The 16,277-nt window shown below is 61.7% G+C and carries 14 protein-coding genes and 1 tRNA gene; 6 read left to right on the top strand and 9 right to left on the bottom strand.

What is annotated here, in order from left to right; genetic code table 11:
* Window positions 1-6 precede the first annotated feature (6 nt).
* Both OU993_RS11550 and OU993_RS11555 read right to left on the bottom strand, forming a co-directional pair.
* The gene (locus OU993_RS11550; RefSeq protein WP_268157173.1) at window positions 7-3,330 is read right to left on the bottom strand and encodes a transglutaminase family protein; all 3,324 of its coding nucleotides are present in this window, start codon (window positions 3,328-3,330) and stop codon (window positions 7-9) included.
* 372 nt (window positions 3,331-3,702) lie between these two features.
* Window positions 3,703-3,906 carry a DUF2735 domain-containing protein gene (locus OU993_RS11555; protein ID WP_268157174.1) on the bottom strand — a complete coding sequence of 68 codons (204 nt, stop codon included), beginning with the start codon at window positions 3,904-3,906 and terminating at the stop codon, window positions 3,703-3,705.
* A gap of 409 nt (window positions 3,907-4,315) precedes the next feature.
* On the opposite strand from OU993_RS11555, the gene OU993_RS11560 reads away from it, so the two are divergent.
* Window positions 4,316-5,350 (top strand): glutamine synthetase beta-grasp domain-containing protein, encoded by a 1,035-nt coding sequence (locus tag OU993_RS11560; protein ID WP_268157175.1) that lies wholly within the window; start codon window positions 4,316-4,318, stop codon window positions 5,348-5,350.
* A gap of 108 nt (window positions 5,351-5,458) precedes the next feature.
* Here the strand turns inward: OU993_RS11560 and OU993_RS11565 are convergent, their stop codons facing one another.
* Complete coding sequence (locus OU993_RS11565; protein WP_268157177.1) at window positions 5,459-7,261, bottom strand: chloride channel protein; 1,803 nt, start codon at window positions 7,259-7,261, stop codon at window positions 5,459-5,461.
* A gap of 293 nt (window positions 7,262-7,554) precedes the next feature.
* Between OU993_RS11565 and OU993_RS11570 the strand changes: the two genes are divergently transcribed.
* On the top strand, window positions 7,555-7,881 hold the full coding sequence (locus OU993_RS11570) for a GCG_CRPN prefix-to-repeats domain-containing protein (protein ID WP_268157178.1): 327 nt from the start codon (window positions 7,555-7,557) through the stop codon (window positions 7,879-7,881).
* A gap of 52 nt (window positions 7,882-7,933) precedes the next feature.
* Here the strand turns inward: OU993_RS11570 and OU993_RS11575 are convergent, their stop codons facing one another.
* The 3 genes from OU993_RS11575 to cpdR1 all read right to left on the bottom strand — a co-directional run bounded on the left by OU993_RS11575 (window position 7,934) and on the right by cpdR1 (window position 9,031).
* Window positions 7,934-8,311, bottom strand: coding sequence for a PH domain-containing protein (locus tag OU993_RS11575; RefSeq protein WP_268157179.1), 378 nt, complete (start codon window positions 8,309-8,311; stop codon window positions 7,934-7,936).
* 176 nt (window positions 8,312-8,487) lie between these two features.
* Window positions 8,488-8,562 (bottom strand) — tRNA-Val (locus OU993_RS11580).
* A gap of 106 nt (window positions 8,563-8,668) precedes the next feature.
* The gene (gene cpdR1 / locus OU993_RS11585; RefSeq protein WP_165217739.1) at window positions 8,669-9,031 is read right to left on the bottom strand and encodes a response regulator CpdR1; all 363 of its coding nucleotides are present in this window, start codon (window positions 9,029-9,031) and stop codon (window positions 8,669-8,671) included.
* A gap of 177 nt (window positions 9,032-9,208) precedes the next feature.
* Here cpdR1 and OU993_RS11590 point away from each other — a divergent pair, with 177 nt between their 5' ends.
* Both OU993_RS11590 and hisN read left to right on the top strand, forming a co-directional pair.
* Window positions 9,209-10,093 (top strand): N-formylglutamate amidohydrolase, encoded by an 885-nt coding sequence (locus OU993_RS11590; RefSeq protein WP_268157180.1) that lies wholly within the window; start codon window positions 9,209-9,211, stop codon window positions 10,091-10,093.
* Window positions 10,094-10,393: 300 nt separating this feature from the next.
* On the top strand, window positions 10,394-11,164 hold the full coding sequence (gene hisN / locus OU993_RS11595) for a histidinol-phosphatase (RefSeq protein WP_268157182.1): 771 nt from the start codon (window positions 10,394-10,396) through the stop codon (window positions 11,162-11,164).
* Between the two features lie 16 nt (window positions 11,165-11,180).
* Here the strand turns inward: hisN and OU993_RS11600 are convergent, their stop codons facing one another.
* Window positions 11,181-12,149: an alpha/beta fold hydrolase gene (locus OU993_RS11600; RefSeq protein WP_268157184.1), complete on the bottom strand. Its 969-nt coding sequence runs from the start codon at window positions 12,147-12,149 to the stop codon at window positions 11,181-11,183.
* Between the two features lie 396 nt (window positions 12,150-12,545).
* On the opposite strand from OU993_RS11600, the gene OU993_RS11605 reads away from it, so the two are divergent.
* Window positions 12,546-13,028, top strand: coding sequence for an Hsp20 family protein (locus tag OU993_RS11605; RefSeq protein ID WP_268157186.1), 483 nt, complete (start codon window positions 12,546-12,548; stop codon window positions 13,026-13,028).
* Between the two features lie 66 nt (window positions 13,029-13,094).
* Here OU993_RS11605 and OU993_RS11610 read toward each other — a convergent pair whose 3' ends face one another.
* Entirely contained in the window at window positions 13,095-14,084 is a 990-nt protein-coding gene (locus tag OU993_RS11610; protein WP_268157187.1) for a bile acid:sodium symporter family protein, read from the bottom strand.
* Window positions 14,085-14,173: 89 nt separating this feature from the next.
* Between OU993_RS11610 and OU993_RS11615 the strand changes: the two genes are divergently transcribed.
* Window positions 14,174-15,028, top strand: coding sequence for a LysR family transcriptional regulator (locus tag OU993_RS11615; RefSeq protein ID WP_268157189.1), 855 nt, complete (start codon window positions 14,174-14,176; stop codon window positions 15,026-15,028).
* Between the two features lie 46 nt (window positions 15,029-15,074).
* Here the strand turns inward: OU993_RS11615 and OU993_RS11620 are convergent, their stop codons facing one another.
* Window positions 15,075-16,127, bottom strand: a complete 1,053-nt coding sequence (locus OU993_RS11620; protein ID WP_268157190.1) for a threonine aldolase family protein — start codon at window positions 16,125-16,127, stop codon at window positions 15,075-15,077.
* Window positions 16,128-16,277: the final 150 nt, after the last annotated feature.

The raw sequence follows: 16,277 nt of genomic DNA on the forward strand, positions 1-16,277 counted from the left end.
GCCACGTCAGACTCCTATCGGCCGGCGCAAGTCGAGTGTCAGCGGAAATTCCGGCGACACCTGCTCCGACATCAAAACATACCGGCCAGCCGTATGCCCCCAAGGTTCGAAACGCGCAAGCCTTCGTGCCTCCGCCTCATTGCCATTGACGGGGAAAGTCTCGTAGTTGCGCCCACCGGGATGTGCAACGTGATAGACGCAACCGCCAATCGAACGCTCGGACCAGCAATCATAGATGTCAAAGGTGAGCGGCGAATTAACCGGCAGCACCGGATGCAGGCCGGAGGCCGGCTGCCAGGCCTTGAAGCGCACGCCGGCCACCGCCACGCCCTGTTCGCCGGTCTTCGTCAGCGGCACGGCGCGGCCATTGCAGGCGACGCGATAGCGTTCCGGATTGCTGGTCTCCAGCTTGACCTGCAGACGCTCGACGGAGGAATCGACGTAACGGACCGTGCCGCCGATCGCGCCCTGTTCGCCCATGACATGCCACGGCTCCAGCGCCTGACGCAGTTCCAGCCGGGCGCCTTCGTATTCCACTTCGCCGAAGAAGGGGAACCGGAATTCCAGCTGGGCCGCGAACCATTCCGGTCGGAAGTCAAAGCCGTTCTGGCGCAGGTCCGAAAGCACATCCATAAAATCCGCCCAGACGAAATGCGGCAGCATGAAACGGTCGGCGAGTGCCGTTCCCCAGCGCACGAAGGAGCCCTGGACCGGGTTCTTCCAGAAACGCGCGATGAGGGCGCGGACAAGAAGCTGCTGGGCGAGCGACATGCGGGCATTCGGCGGCATTTCGAAACCGCGGAACTCGATCAGGCCAAGGCGGCCCGTCGGCCCGTCGGGCGAAAACAGCTTGTCGATGCAGATCTCGGACCGGTGCGTATTGCCGGTCACGTCCGTCAGGAGGTTGCGGAACAGGCGGTCAACCAGCCAGGGAAGCGGCGGCAGACCCTGGCCCGGTGCCGGCACCTGGGCAAGCGCGATCTCCAGCTCGTAGAGGCTGTCGTGGCGGGCCTCGTCGATGCGCGGCGCCTGGCTCGTCGGACCGATGAAAAGGCCCGAAAAGAGATAGGAGAGCGAGGGATGGCGCTGCCAGTGCAGCACGATGCTTTTCAGCACGTCCGGGCGGCGCAGGAAGGGGCTGTCGTTCGGGTTGGCCCCGCCGACGACCACATGGTTGCCGCCGCCGGTGCCGGTGTGGCGCCCGTCGATCATGAACTTGTCGGCACCGAGACGGCTCAGGCGTGCTTCCTCGTAGATCGCCGTCGTGATCTCGACGCATTCCTGCCAATTGGAGGCCGGATGAATGTTGACCTCGATGACGCCCGGATCGGGCGCGACACGGATGACGTTCAGCCGCTCGTCATGCGGTGGCGTGTAACCCTCGATATGCACCGGCAGGTTCAACGCTTTGGCGGCACGTTCCGCCGATGCGATGAGGTCGAGATATTCCTCGAGCGCTGCGGTCGGCGGCATGAAGACGCAGAGCCTGCCATCGCGCACCTCGACCGAGATTGCGGTCCTCACGCGCCCGCCGATCTCCTCGTAGGACTGGCCCATCTGGGTCTGCTGGGCAATGTCCCGGCGCAGCGAATGCTCCGGCATCACGCGGCCCTTTTCCGTCGAAAAATCCGGCAGCGGCGGGCGCTCGACGGTCGGGTCGACCGGGTTGATATAGGGATACCAGGAGGGCGTGATATAGGGCAGTGAGTTCAGCGGCAGGCGGAAGCCGACCGGGCTGTCGCCGGGGATGAGGTAAAGCCGGCCGCGGCGGGTGCGCCATTTTTCGCTGACCCAGGTGCGGCCGGAGGCGCGCGTCTGCCAGGCCTGTACGGGCAACACGTAACCCGCCGGTGTCGTCAGTCCCTGCGAAAAGACCTTGGCGATGCGGTTGCGCTCCTCCGGGTCCTTCAGCTTGGAATTCGACGGATCGACGTTTTCCGGCAGATTGGCTTCCTTGACGATCCATTCGGCCGGATCTTCATAGGCGGGTGTCACGTTTTCCGGCGTGAGATCCAGCTCGATGGCGATCGCCTGCAGCAGGCGGGCTGCATCGGTATGATCGACCTCGTGATTGCGGCTCTCGACGGCAATCAGATCCGGATCGCTCCAGATCGGCTTTCCGTCCTTGCGCCAGTAGAGCGAGAAGGTCCAGCGCGGCAGGCTTTCGCCCGGATACCACTTGCCCTGACCGTAATGCAGGAAACCGCCCGGTGCAAAGCGCTGGCGCAGCTTGCGGATCAGCACATCGGCGCGGTCCCGTTTCGTCGGGCCGACGGCAGCCGTATTCCATTCGTCGGACTGGAAGTCGTCGATCGAGACGAAGGTCGGTTCGCCCCCCATAGTGAGGCGTACATCCTGCGCCTTGAGGAGATCATCCACCCGTTCGCCAAGCGCATTCAGCGCCTCCCAGCTTTCGTCGGAAAACGGCTTGGTGATGCGCGGATGTTCGGCAACACGCATCACCTTCATGGCGAAATCGAATTCGGTCTCGGCCTCGCCGTAATAACCGCCGGAAATCGGCGCGGCATTCTTGTAATGCGGAGTTGCGGCGAGCGGGATGTGGCTTTCGCCGGTCAGCAGGCCGGAGGTCGGGTCAAGCCCGATCCACCCGGCGCCGGGGAGATAGACTTCCGCCCAGGCATGCAGGTCGGTGAAATCCACCTCCGTGCCGGAAGGACCGTCAAGCGCCTTCAGATCCGGGGTGAGCTGGATCAGGTAGCCGGAGACAAAGCGGGCGGCGAAGCCTAAGTGCCGCAGCACCTGCACCAGAAGCCAGCTCGTGTCGCGGCAGGAGCCCTTGGCACGTTCCAGCGTTTCCTCCGGCGTCTGCACGCCGGGCTCCAGGCGGATCACATAACCGATTTCCTGCTGCAGGCGGGCATTCAGACCAACGACCATATCGACCGTCGGCTGTTCGCTGCTGCGGTCGATGGTTTTCAGGAAGGCCTCAAGCAGCGGGCCGGTGGGTTCCGGCTTGCGGTAGATCGACAGATCCTCGACCAGCGTGTCCGGATAGGCGAAGGGCCATTTCATCGCCTCCTCTTCGACGAAGAAGTCGAAGGGATTGTAGACCGACATGTCGGCGACCAGGTCGACCTCGATCTTGAACTCCGTCACCGGGTCCGGAAAGACGAAACGTGCGAGGTAGTTTCCGTAAGGATCCTGCTGCAGGTTCACGAAGTGATTGGCGGGGGTGACCTTCAGCGAATGGCTGAGAACTCTGGTGCGGGAATGCGCGGCCGGTTTCAGCCGTATGATCTGGGGTCCAAGGCGAACCGGTTTGTCATATTTGTAATGCGTCAGGTGATAGATACTGGCCTTGATCGACATGGAACTCCTTGCCGGACCGTTGAAGCGGGCCCGCACTGAAACGAAGGAGTTGAGTTTGTGCAATGCAGGACAATAAAGCAAGGTTGTTTTGCCTCTGCCCTGCCAGGTCGAAAGCTTGTCTGAAAGTTGTTTCTAATAGAAATCAAGGCTCTACGAGCGGTGTCCGGCGGCGGGTCTTGGCCGGGCGAGGGGCGCATCTTGGCGTCTCTGGGGCTTGTCTTTCTTCTGCCCGTTTATGTTTCGAATGCCGCAATCGCAGGCGTTTCGGGGTGGCTGTCATCAAGCATAAACAAAAAGCCTGCGTGGTGGTGCACACCAAGCAGGCTTTCGCCTAACAATTCACCCATTCTGCTCATTTTATATGCAGACGGCTCAGCTGAGCTTGCTCGTCGAATCGGGGCCTGCCTGGATCGCGTTGTCGTGATACCAGCCGCCCCCGAAAGCAAGATCGCTGTAACGCGCCGTCTCCGCCTCGACTTTCACCTCCGTCCGATCGCTCCGCAGGCGCCGGCCGCGAAGGCCGCCGACGGGGAACTGGATGATGGTGGCAGTCTGTCTTTCGGGTGCTGCGTTCATGGCCTTATCCTTCGTTCATTCTTCCATTCCAGGAGATTATTTGATCATTTTTTGTGCATGATGCATTAAATTGCAGCGACATTGCTGCTTTCTTTGTGTGCATTATGCACATTTTCTGGTCTTCATGCAACTGTCATCATGAGGGGGGCGGATGTCTTCGCCGGTGCGTTTGACGTCATCTTCGTACAACGGTTGCGGGGCGCGACCTGTTCCCGCCGACCCTGTGCTGCCGACCGGAAATCTACCGGTCCGGCCGGGTCCGCTCCGGCGAACTTCAGGCGCTCGCTGGCGCCGCTGGCAAACTGGCACGCAAAATGCATTTCGTATCGCAGTCCCGGAGGCGGCGTCATGATTGGTGCCGCGGGTCGGGATCTGCTCACACCTCGCAGCGTAGAAACGAGAGAGACCTATGACAAAGTACAAGCTCGAGTATATCTGGCTCGACGGCTACAAGCCGGTGCCGAACCTTCGCGGGAAGACCCAGATCAAGGAATTCGACGCGTTCCCGACGCTGGAACAGCTGCCGCTGTGGGGCTTCGATGGTTCGTCCACGATGCAGGCCGAAGGTCATAGCTCGGACTGCGTTCTGAAGCCGGTTGCCATCTATCCGGATCCGGCCCGCACCAATGGTGCGCTGGTCATGTGCGAAGTCATGATGCCGGATGGCGTCACGCCGCATGCATCGAACAGCCGCGCGACGATCCTCGACGACGAAGGCGCATGGTTCGGTTTCGAACAGGAATACTTCTTCTACGAAAACGGCCGTCCGCTCGGCTTCCCGGAGCAGGGCTACCCGGCTCCGCAGGGTCCGTATTACACGGGCGTTGGCTACAAGAACGTCGGTTCGGTTGCCCGCGAAATCGTTGAAGAGCACCTCGACCTCTGCCTCGCCGCCGGCATCAACCACGAAGGCATCAATGCCGAAGTGGCCAAGGGTCAGTGGGAATTCCAGGTGTTCGGCAAGGGCTCCAAGAAGGCCGCCGACCAGATCTGGATGGCCCGTTACCTGCTGCTCCGCCTCTGCGAAAAGTACGGCATCGACGTCGAATTCCACTGCAAGCCGCTCGGCGATACCGACTGGAACGGCTCGGGCATGCACTGCAACTTCTCCACCACCTACATGCGTGAAGTGGGTGGCAAGGAATATTTCGAAGCGCTCATGGCCGCGTTTGCGAAGAACTGGAAGGAGCACATCGACGTTTACGGTCCGGACAACCACCTGCGCCTGACCGGCAAGCACGAAACCGCTCCGTGGAACAAGTTCTCCTACGGCGTTGCCGACCGTGGTGCCTCGATCCGCGTTCCGCACTCCTTCGTCAACAACGGCTATCGCGGTTACCTCGAAGACCGCCGTCCGAACTCCCAGGGCGACCCCTACGCGATCGCTTCGCGCGTTCTGGCAACGATCGCCGAAGTCCCGACGGCTGCTTCCGCTGCCGCCTGATCGATCGGGTGAATGCTATTTCGACGGCATCGGAGCAATCCGGTGCCGTTTTTCGTTTGGGTTTGGGCTTGTTGAGAGAGCCGGTGCCTTCCGCCCGGGCGTCGGTTTTCAGGTGACCTCGCCGACCGCCTCGCGCCGCTGGCGGTCCAGTTCCTCGCTGTAACGACGCAGCGTGTGGGCTTCGCTCAACTGGCCGATCACCTTGCGTTCGATCAGGTTGTTGACCACCGCCAGCGCCTCCGCATGGCTCTGGTCGAAGATGGCGGCGGCTTGGCGCGCATTCATCTGTGGCAGCAGGAAATCGTTCTGGTGGCTGAGAAATTCCACCAGGCTCGTGCGTGGCCGGGTGGCTTCCGCTTCATCCGCATAAATATCGGGAAGCGAGATGATGCCCGCATACCGGTCGCTGTCGTCGAGCAGGATGACGCGTTTGGCCGAACCGAGCGGAAACGTCTCGCGGAAGGCGTCGAGGCCTGTGCCCAGCCGCGCGCATTTCACATCGGCGCGCATCATCTTGTCCACCGTCAGGTTGCGGATCCATCCGACATCATGGGCGCTGCGAATGCTTTCGCCGCGCAGGTGGAAACGCCAGGTGGCGAAGGAATAACCGAAGGTGGTGCGCACGACCACCGACGAGGTGATGACGGCGGCGAGCACCAGCGCGGTGATCGGGAAGTCGGCAGTGATTTCCAGTGCCAGGAAGGTCATGGTCAACGGACCGCCAATGATGGCGACCGCAAGTGCGCTCATGCCGACGACGGCCAGCACGGTCGGTGTCAGGGAGCCGGTGGTGATGAGGTCGGCCGGCATGCCGAAAATCTTGCCGAGCAGCGACCCCATGAACAGTGAGGCAAAAAACAGGCCGCCGCGGAAACCGGAGCCGATCGAGACGGCGGACGCCAGGGATTTCAGCAGGAAGATGCCGATCAGGATCTTCACCGGTGCGTCGCTGTCGAGGTTGAGGTGCAGCGCACCGTGGCCGGCGGAGAGCACTTGCGGGGTCACCATGCCAAGCAGGCCGACAATGATGCCGCCGAGCGCGGGCCGCACATAGGGCGGAATCGAGCTTTTGCGCGCCATTTCCTCGATGAAGGCGACGCCTTGCATGATGACGATGCCGATGACGGCGCAGATCGCGCCAAGCAGGATGGCGGGCAGGTAATCGGCCGGGGTGATGACGCCGATCTCGCCGACTTCGATGACAAAGCTGTTTCCGGAAAGGGCGCGTGCGACGAAGGTGGCAATGATCGCGGAGATCACCACGGGGGCGAGTGCCACCATGCTGTAGGTGCCGATGATCAGTTCGAAGGCGTAAAAGGCGCCGGTGAGCGGGGCGTTGAAGGCCGCGGCAATGGCACCGGCCGCACCGCAGCCGACGAGGATACGCATGTCCTCGCGGCGCAGCTTCAGCTTCGTGCCGATCTTTGAGCCGATGCCGGCAGACAGCTGGGTGTAACCGGCCTCCAGCCCCACCGAAGCACCGAAACCGTTGGAGATCAGGTTCTGCGCCGCCACGATGAAACTGTCGGTCAGCGAAATACGACCGCCATAAAGCGCATTGGCCTCGATGGGGTCGACGATCTGGCGTTTGCGCCGGCGCGCCAGAATAAAGAGAAAGAGCCCGAGAAGGATGCCGCCGCACACGGGCGCGATCAGCACGACCGTCTTGTTCTCGATCTCGGAGGCACTCAGCCATTCGGACATTTCGATGCCGAAGATGAGGTTGTGCATGGCACGCGAGATCCAGCTCATGCCGCTGACGGCTGCACCGGCGGCAAGGCCGATCGCGATGCTGGATAGGATGAGACCGATCTCACTGCCGCGGGCAAAGGCCTTTTTCTTCACCAGTTTCGCCCGGGCCTGCAGCGCTTTGAGCAAGGCTACCGGGGATAGGGTCTTTACCGAACGCATTATCAATCCGAACATCTGCCATGGGCAGAAGCCGGGTCATCCCTTTCACAGGATGAGCCCGGCGGCCCGTTGTGTTTCTCAATGCCACGTCTGGAAGCAGACTTGGACGTCTCATGCAAGGCCGGAAATGGGCCGGAACCCGCATGTTTCAAGGCGCCGGACAGCCGGCATTCCGTGGTGGCGACGTGTCGAGGATACCGCCGCAAGCCCTTCCTCTTCATGAACGGCAGATTCAGCCTCGGTTCAGGCGCAACCGCGCAGGATCGGATCATCGAACACGTCGAGGTCTGACCATGAAGACTCTTCTGATTGCCGCTGCCGTGCTGGTTGCGGGTGCGTTCTCGGCCAACGCCCAACCCCGTGCCGAGCGGACGGTTCTACCGTCTCCCGTTCAAGGCGACCTGGTGCAGAAGGTCGACTGGGCCTGCGGCCCTGGCTGGCGGTTGAACCGCTGGGGAGACTGTGTGCCGAGGCGCGGCCCGCCGCCCCGTCATTTCCATCGTGACCGTGATTGGGGCTGGGGTCCGCCGCCGCCGCGTTACCGTCCACCACCGCCACCGCCGTCCTGGGGCTGGGGTCCGCCCCCGCGTCGGCACTGGGGCCCGCCGGATCGCTGGTGAGGCCGGATGGCGGGGTGATCCTCGGGAGGTCACTCCGCCATCAGCGTTTGCCCTATCGGCAGATGCCGGTCGCGAGCGCCCGCTGGATGCCGCGCACATCGCTGCCCTTGCCGAGTGTGCGCTGGATGGGCGTTGAACTGCCCGAAACCCAGATCCTGAGTTCCGAATCGAGATCGAAGGTGCCGGCGGTCTCGACCGAAAACCGGGTGATCGCGCGGTAGGGGATGGTGGTATATTCCACCTTGCTGCCGGTCATGCCCTGGATGTCGACCAGGATCAGGCGATGCTGGGTGAAAACGAAAAAATCCCGCACGATCCGGAAGGCCAGCTGCGGCTGTTCACCCTCGATCAGAACGCCATCGAGGCGTTTTTTCAGATCCGCCGGATCGACGCTCGATCCGTGTCCCAGCAGGCTGTCAAAAAGACCCATATCCATTCTCCCGGTTGGCCAGACTGAACGGGAGATAGGCAAGGCGGTGGACAATTACATCGCCTGCGGACTGATTCGTTTATCGTTGAAGTGAGGCAATGTCCTGTGCCGGACCATGCTCAGGCCCTAAAACGGAGAAATCCGCCGAAGCGGATTTCTCAACGTTTAGAATGGAATGGTGGGCGTGACAGGGATTGAACCTGTGACCCCTACGATGTCAACGTAGTGCTCTCCCGCTGAGCTACACGCCCTTCCGTGGCGGCGGATAGACCATAAAATCGGCCGACCCGTCAACCGCTTTTTTCTCTCATGTGACGCTTTTTTTAAAGTCGCATGAGAAAGCCCGAAAAACCGGGCTCAGGCGGCGAGAAGCTTGTTCACCTCGTCGACGAGGTCACGCAGGTGGAAGGGCTTGGAGAGGACCTTGGCGTCCTTCGGAGCCTTCGAATCGGCATTGAGAGCAACCGCGGCAAAGCCGGTGATGAACATCACCTTGAGGTCCGGGTCGAGTTCGGTGGCGCGGCGGGCCAGTTCGATACCGTCCATCTCCGGCATCACGATGTCCGTCAGCAGCAGGGAGAAAGGCTCCTCGCGCAGGCGGTCATAGGCGCTCGCTCCGTTGTCGAAGGACGTCACCTTGTAACCAGCCTTTTCCAGCGCCTTCACCAGGAAGCGGCGCATATCATTGTCATCTTCGGCGAGAAGGATTTTTTGCATCATCAGGACCGTTTTTGGGTTTTCATGGTTCCGGAGGCTCTCACACTAGCCATGCCGCAGTAAAAAAGCGGTGAATGGCAGGCATTCTGCGTCCGTTGTAGGGCTTGAGATAGTATGGACTTCCAACCGTGCAACTGGCAACATGGCCAATCAACGAGTTCGCGACATGGTAAAGACCGCATGGATTGGGTGACGGGCGATTTTGATCCCTTCGAGGTGCGGGAGCCTGACACGCAGACCATCCCCTTCGTTTTCAACTCGCCGCATAGCGGACGAACTTATCCACAGGCCTTCCTCGAATCGTCGCGCCTTGATGCGCTCGGCATCCGCCGCTCGGAAGACCATTTCGTCGACGAACTGTTTGCCGATGCGCCGCTGTTCGGCGCGCCGCTGCTTGTTGCGCATTTCCCGCGTGCTTATCTCGATGTCAACCGGGAGCCTTACGAACTTGACCCCCGCATGTTCGACAGTGCGCTGCCGTCCTATGCCAATATCGGGTCCATGCGGGTCGCCGGTGGTCTTGGAACGGTTCCGCGCATCGTTGCCGAAAACATGGAGATCTACCGGCACCGGCTGCCGGTGAGCGAGGCGCTTGCCCGCGTCGAGACGATCTACAAACCCTATCATGCCTGCCTGAGACGGCTGATTGCCCGCACCCATGCGCGCTTCGGGCTGGCGATCCTCATCGATTGCCATTCGATGCCCGGCAATATCCGCCTGTCCGGTTCGGATCTGCGCCCCGACTTCATCATCGGCGACCGTTACGGCACCAGCGCCTCGGCGGAACTGTCGCGGGCGGCGCTGCATGTCCTGGAAGACATGGGCTTTAATGCCGTGCGCAACAAACCCTATGCCGGCGGTTTCATCACCGAACATTACGGCCGTCCGGTGCGCGGGCTGCATGCGCTGCAGATCGAGGTGAACCGTGCGCTTTATGTGGACGAGATGACGCTCGACAAGAAGCCGGAATTCGACCTGGTGGCGGCTGCGCTTTCCACCTTCATGCGCCGGATGGTGGAGTTCGCCGCCGATTTCAGCCTGGATGCGACGCTGGCGGCCGAATAGCCAACTTTTCCATTTTCCCGAAAGCCGATTGCCTGTGTCGGGCCGCTTGCGTGCCGGCGCGTGTGTGCCGTGCTGGCAAAAAAAACCGCGCCTATGGCGCGGCTAAGTCTAGGGAGGAAACACCCAAGGAGGGTATTTACAGTCAAAAGACTGTAAGTTGACCCTACGATCGCACTGCACAATTGTCAAGCAGTGAATCGAGTTGATTATTCTTCAGGCACATTCTTCTTTGGGCTCCCGGCTTGCCGATCCATGCCGATCGACTAGAAAGAGGAACCCTCGCCAACAGGATGGACCGCAATGCTGCCAGATCGCGCCTTTTTCGACCGCCTCGCCGATGCCGCCAAAAAGGAGACGCTGTCACGGTTTCGCACGGGTACCTCGGTGACCAACAAGCTCGCTTCCGGCTTCGATCCGGTGACGGAAGCGGACCGGGCGGCGGAACTCGCGATACGCGATCTGGTGACGGCCGAGTTTCCCGATCACGGAATGCTTGGCGAGGAGCATGAAAGCTTCGGGCTCGACAAGGAGCATGTCTGGGTGATCGATCCGATCGACGGCACACGCGCTTTCATCTCCGGCGTGCCGGTCTGGGGAACGCTGATCGGCTTCTATTCCAAAGGTCGCGGACACATGGGCATGGTGGACCAGCCCTTTACCGGCGAGCGTTATTTTGCCGATGGCTCCGCCTCCTGGTATCGCGGGCCGGATGGCGAGCGACAGATCCGCGTGCGCGACTGCGCTTCGTTGTCTGATGCGGTGCTGTTCACAACCTCGCCACACATCTTCGAGGGCCCGGATCTTGTCCGGTATCGTTCGGTCGAGGAAAAAGTTCGGCTCTTCCGCTACGGCGTCGATTGTTATGCCTATGCGCTTCTGGCTGGCGGACACGTCGATCTGGTGGTCGAGAACAATCTGAAACCCTACGATGTCGGCGCGCTGATCCCGCTCATCGAACAGGCCGGCGGCATCATCACCACCTGGGACGGCGGACGTCCGGAGCAGGGCGGCAATATCATCGCTGCCGGCTGCCGCGCCGTCTATGACGAGGCAAGGGCGCTGCTCTCCTGAGGAGAAGAGCAGCAGGTCATGCTGCCGATTCGGCGACCTCCGGCATCGGGTCGGAACCCGGCATGAAGGCCTCGATCGCCGCCAGCACCTGGGCGCGGTAGATATCGCGCTCCTGCAAGAGTTCGTGGCGGGCGCCGGTAATCGTGATCAACTGGCCGGCACGGAAATTCCGCGACAGGGTTTCCTGCGCGATGTAGGGCACCACGCCATCCCGCATCGGTGCCAGGATCAGCGTCGGGATGGTGATGTGCGTCAGATGCGCCTGCTGCGAGATGCGGGTGGCGGCCGTCAGCGTCTCGTGCAGCCAGCGCGCGGTCGGTGCGCCGATCGTCAGATCCGGCCGGGCGGCAATCACGGCGGCATTGCGTTCGAAGCGCGCCCGGTCACCCGTCAGGGGATTGCCGTCGAAGGGACGCTGGCTGCTGTCCTCGCCCATCGATTTCTGGCCAAACCCGGTGAAAGAGAAGAGGGCGGACAGTCTGCGGATTGCGTTCTCCGACATCGACTGGTTGGTGAGGCCGACAAAGGGGGCGGCCAGCGCCATACGATCGACGCGGTTCGCCAGACGGGGCGCAGCCGCGAGCGCAATGAGCGCGCCGGTCGAATGGGCCAGGATAAAGAAGGGCAGGCGCGCATCCGGCAGCACGACCTTTTCCAGGAACAGTTCGAGGTCGCGTTCGTAGTCGGCAAAACGACGGACATGGCCCTTGCGGCGGTTCTTGAGCAGCCGGTCCGACCCGCCCTGTCCGCGCAGATCGAACGTTGCAACCCACAGGCCCATGGCATTCAGGTCGCGGATCGTCTCGTAATATTTCTCGATGAACTCGTTGCGCCCCTGCAGCAGCACGATCGTGCCGCGGGCGGGAGACACTTCCGAGCGGAAGAGGGCATATCTCAGCTTCGTCTTCCGGGCACCTTCGAAATAACCGGCCGTATGGTTCTCTGGCACGGGGTTGTCGGGTGTCGAGAAAAGGATGTCGTCCATGGATCAGCCGCGCTCCCTCAATGGTCAAAGCGATAGGATCTGCCGTCCGTTCCGTCAAAGAAAAAAGCCGGCAGGGTGTTTAAAGCCCATGCCGGCAAAGGATCGCGAACCGAAGCGAAGGGACCTGCTCCGGCCGCCGGCGGCAGATCCGACCGGCAGGGACAGTTCTTACGGCAAGCTCGCTGAACGGAACCGCAATCGCCGGTTCAGCTGCGGTTCATGGCCCGGAAAACACGTCTCGCCTCTTCTTCATTCGAGGGTCTTGAAGCCGGATTTTCGAACTCCCATCTCATGGTCACGGACGCCGCAAGGGTCCGGATGACAGGAGCCGGTGTCGCCAGTCGGGGCACGGGCTTGAGATGAGAAAACCGCAAACGTCGCTTCAAGGAGGACACCATGCGTCACATTGATTTTTCGCCGCTCTATCGCTCGACCGTCGGTTTCGACCGTCTTTTTTCGATGCTGGACGGCGTCGGCCAGCCGGAGCAGGCCCAGACCTATCCGCCCTACAACATCGAACGTACCGGCGAAAACACCTACCGCATCACCATGGCGGTGGCCGGTTTCGATGAGAAGGAACTCAGCATTGAGGCGCATGCCCATATGCTGACCGTCAAAGGCGAGAAGTCCGAAGACGAGACTGCAGAAAAAACCGAATATCTCTATCGTGGCATTGCCAAGCGCGCCTTCGAGCGCCGCTTCCAGCTCGCCGACCATGTGGAGGTTCGCGCCGCTTCGCTGAAGAACGGCCTTCTGCACATCGATCTTCTGCGCAACATTCCCGAAACGCTGAAGCCGCGTCGCATTGCGATTGCCGCCGATGCCGTCAGCACGCCGAAGACGATCGAGGCGCAGCCGGATCCGCAGAAGGTCAACTGACCTCCCGCCGTCTCGACAGATGTTTCACAGGGCCTCTCCCCTCCGGGAGAGGCCTTTTTCGTCTGGTCAGGCGGCGGCGGGGGCCGGCACCGGCGTCTTGGCGAGCCGCTTTGCGTATTTCTGCGCAATCACCGCGCAGGCCATCAGCTGGATCTGGTGGAAGAGCATCAGCGGCAGCACGATCGCGCCAATGGTCTGGCCGGCGAAGATCGCGCCCGCCATGGGCACGCCGGAGGCGAGGCTCTTCTTCGAACCGCAGAAGGTGATGGTGATCTCGTCTTCCTTGTTGAAACCCAAGAGACGGCTGCCGAACATGGTGATGCACAGCACCAGAGCCAGAAGCACCGCGTCGAGCGCGATCACGACGCCGATGTCGCGGATAGAAAACGTCTGCCACAGGCCTTCGTTCACGGATTCGGAAAAGGCCAGATAAACGACCATCAGGATCGAGCCGCGGTCGACGGGGGTGAGCAGTTTCTTCTTCGAGCGGATCCATGTGCCGATCCAGGGCTCCAGAATCTGGCCGATGATGAAGGGTGCGAGCAGCTGCAGCACGATGGTTTCCAGCGCATCGAGCGAAAAGCCGCTGCTGCCGCTCGTCGTCATCAACAGGCCAACCAGAAGCGGGGTCAAAAACATGCCGAACAGGTTTGAGGCGGAGGCCGAACAAATGGCGGCCGGCACATTGCCGCCGGCAATCGAGGTGAAGGCGATCGAGGACTGGACGGTGGAGGGCAACACGCAGAGGAACAGGATGCCGACATAGAGTTCCGGCCTCAGGATCGTCTCCGGAATGTAACCGAGGCCCAGGCCGAGAAGCGGAAACACGGCATAGGTGACGGCAAGGATCGTCAGGTGCAGGCGCCAGTGCAGCACGCCCGCCACCACGACATCGCGCGACAGCCGGGCACCGTGCAGGAAAAACAGCAGCGCGATGGCACAGTCGGTCGCATAACCGAAGTACTGCGCGAAGACGCCATGGGCCGGCAGCAAGGATGCCGTCAGGACGGTGCAGAGCAACAGAAGCGTGAAGGTGTCGGGCAGAAAACGGCGCATGGCAGATCCAGTCGAAAAGGTTCTACCTTGTTGCCTGCCGCATCATGAAGCAGAATGCAAAGACTAACAGTTATCGAAGAGCTTGATGAATGCTCAATCTCACGCATCTGACGACGTTTCTGCATCTGCACGAGACCGGCAGCTTCACGCTTGCCGCGGAGCAGCTCGGCATCGGCCAATCTACGGTCACCCATCATATCCAGCGGCTGGAACGGAGCCTTGGGCGGCAGCTGATCGACCGCACCACACACCGGGTCAAGCTGACGACGGAGGGCGAGGCATTGTTGAGCTATGCGCGTGCCATGCTGGAAATGAACGGCAAGGTGATGTCGCTGTTCGGCGAGACGCGCCTGCGCGGTCGCCTCAGGCTCGGCGTCTCGGAGGATGTGGTCGCCAACCGGCTGACCGGCATCCTGGAGGATTTCATCCGCCTTTATCCGCTGGTGGATCTGGAGCTGACGGTGGCGCTGAGCGCCACGCTTTACCAGATGCAGGATGTCGGCGAGCTTGATCTGGTGCTCGCCAAACGCCATCTTGGCGAGACGCATGGCCGGCTTCTTTATCGCGAACCGCTGGTCTGGCTGGCGCGTGATCCCGATCTCGTCAGCGTCGGCCCTGACCATCCGGTGCCGCTGATCGCCTTTCCGCAGCCAAGCATTACCCGCAAGGTGGCGCAGGACACGCTTGACCGGGCGAGGCTGCCCTGGCGGATCGTCTGTACCTGCGGCAGCCTGGCGGGGCTGACGGCGGCAGCCCGCGCCGGCATGGGGGTTCTGGTGCAGCCGCGCAGCATGGCTCCCGAAGGCCTTCGTGAAGTGACGGGCGGGCGCCTGTCGGTGCTGGAGGATGTCGAATTCGTGCTGGTTTCCCGCCGTGGCGCGGATGCCGCGCTGACGGAGGCACTCTCCAGCCTGATCGCCCACCGCATCACGCCGCAGGGCTGAGCGGCGAGGGGAGGGCGATCTCCCCCTGCCGTTTCATGTTTTCGCCTCAGCCGGCGGCGATCACGTCGAGGAAAGCGTCGACATCCTGCGGTTCGGTCGCAAAGCTCGTGACGAGGCGAATGAGCATATGGCCTTCGGCGACCGGTTCGACCATGTCATGCGGTTCCAGCCAGTCGTAGAACTTGGCGCCCTTGTTATGAGCTGCCTTCATTGTTTCGATCGGGATAACGGCAAAGACCTCGTTTGAGGTCGTCGGCCAAGCCTGTCTTGCGCTGTTGGAGGCATCGAGCCCGGCGCGCAGACGATCGGCCATGCTGTTGGCATGGCGGGCAAGATCGAGCCACAAGCCGTCCTGCAGATAGGCTTCGAACTGGGCGGCGATAAAGCGGGATTTCGAGAAGAGCTGCGCCGAGCGCTTGCGCAGGAAGGGCAGTTCCTTTGCCATTTCCGGTTCGAAAAAGACGATGGCTTCGGCGCACCAGCAGCCGTTCTTCGTGCCGCCGAAGGAGAGGACATCGACGCCGCGCTTCCAGGTCATCTCCGCAGGCGTTGCGCCGAGATTGACGAGAGCATTGGCAAAACGCGCGCCGTCCATGTGCAGCGGCAGGCCGTGCTCGTGGGCGATGGCGGCGATCGTGTCGATCTCGTCCAGTGTATAGATCGTGCCGGTTTCGGTCGCCTGGGTCATGGTGACGGCAGTCGCGCGGCCGTGGTGCACGGCATCCTGCGGATAGCGCGCGATGCGGCTTCTGAGATGCTTCGGATCCATCTTGCCGAGCGGGCCTTCGACCGGCGACATGCGCATGCCGCTGAAGAAATCCGGCGCGCCGCATTCGTCTTCGATCACATGGGCCTCCGAATGGGCGAACACCACGCCGCCCGGCTTGGCTAGGCTTGCGAGCGCCAGAGAATTGGCAGCAGTGCCGGTGGCGACGAAGAAGACCGCGACCTCCCGTTCGAAGATCTCGTTGAAGCGCTGCTCGATCGACTGGTCGAGTTCGCTCGTGCCGTAGGCGGCGGCGAAACGGGTGGATTCCTTCAGCAGGCGTTCATTGATGGCTGGGTGGGCGCCGGCCCAGTTGTCCGAGGCAAAAAACATGGCATTCAACTCGCGAGAGGATAGGAGCGGGAGCCGCAGAGCTTAAGCGGATCGGGCGTCCGATCAATAGCGAACTGGCATTGGCCGGGCCGGACCTGGTTCTCTCGCAGCAAGTGGGAAAAGAATGCCGGGAATGAGAAATTTTATTAC

It is taken from the genome of Rhizobium sp. SL86, from assembly GCF_026672545.1.
In the GTDB taxonomy this organism is placed as follows: Bacteria; Pseudomonadota; Alphaproteobacteria; order Rhizobiales; family Rhizobiaceae; genus Neorhizobium.

Coding starts and splice junctions, on each gene's coding strand:
- OU993_RS11590 (WP_268157180.1), top strand. CDS start 9,209: ATGGATTGGGTGACGGGCGATTTTGATCCCTTCGAGGTGCGGGAGCCT.
- OU993_RS11570 (WP_268157178.1), top strand. CDS start 7,555: ATGAAGACTCTTCTGATTGCCGCTGCCGTGCTGGTTGCGGGTGCGTTC.
- OU993_RS11575 (WP_268157179.1), bottom strand. CDS start 8,311: ATGGGTCTTTTTGACAGCCTGCTGGGACACGGATCGAGCGTCGATCCG.
- OU993_RS11565 (WP_268157177.1), bottom strand. CDS start 7,261: ATGCGTTCGGTAAAGACCCTATCCCCGGTAGCCTTGCTCAAAGCGCTG.
- OU993_RS11605 (WP_268157186.1), top strand. CDS start 12,546: ATGCGTCACATTGATTTTTCGCCGCTCTATCGCTCGACCGTCGGTTTC.
- OU993_RS11555 (WP_268157174.1), bottom strand. CDS start 3,906: ATGAACGCAGCACCCGAAAGACAGACTGCCACCATCATCCAGTTCCCC.
- OU993_RS11600 (WP_268157184.1), bottom strand. CDS start 12,149: ATGGACGACATCCTTTTCTCGACACCCGACAACCCCGTGCCAGAGAAC.
- OU993_RS11560 (WP_268157175.1), top strand. CDS start 4,316: ATGACAAAGTACAAGCTCGAGTATATCTGGCTCGACGGCTACAAGCCG.
- hisN (WP_268157182.1), top strand. CDS start 10,394: ATGCTGCCAGATCGCGCCTTTTTCGACCGCCTCGCCGATGCCGCCAAA.
- cpdR1 (WP_165217739.1), bottom strand. CDS start 9,031: ATGATGCAAAAAATCCTTCTCGCCGAAGATGACAATGATATGCGCCGC.
- OU993_RS11615 (WP_268157189.1), top strand. CDS start 14,174: ATGCTCAATCTCACGCATCTGACGACGTTTCTGCATCTGCACGAGACC.
- OU993_RS11620 (WP_268157190.1), bottom strand. CDS start 16,127: ATGTTTTTTGCCTCGGACAACTGGGCCGGCGCCCACCCAGCCATCAAT.
- OU993_RS11610 (WP_268157187.1), bottom strand. CDS start 14,084: ATGCGCCGTTTTCTGCCCGACACCTTCACGCTTCTGTTGCTCTGCACC.
- OU993_RS11550 (WP_268157173.1), bottom strand. CDS start 3,330: ATGTCGATCAAGGCCAGTATCTATCACCTGACGCATTACAAATATGAC.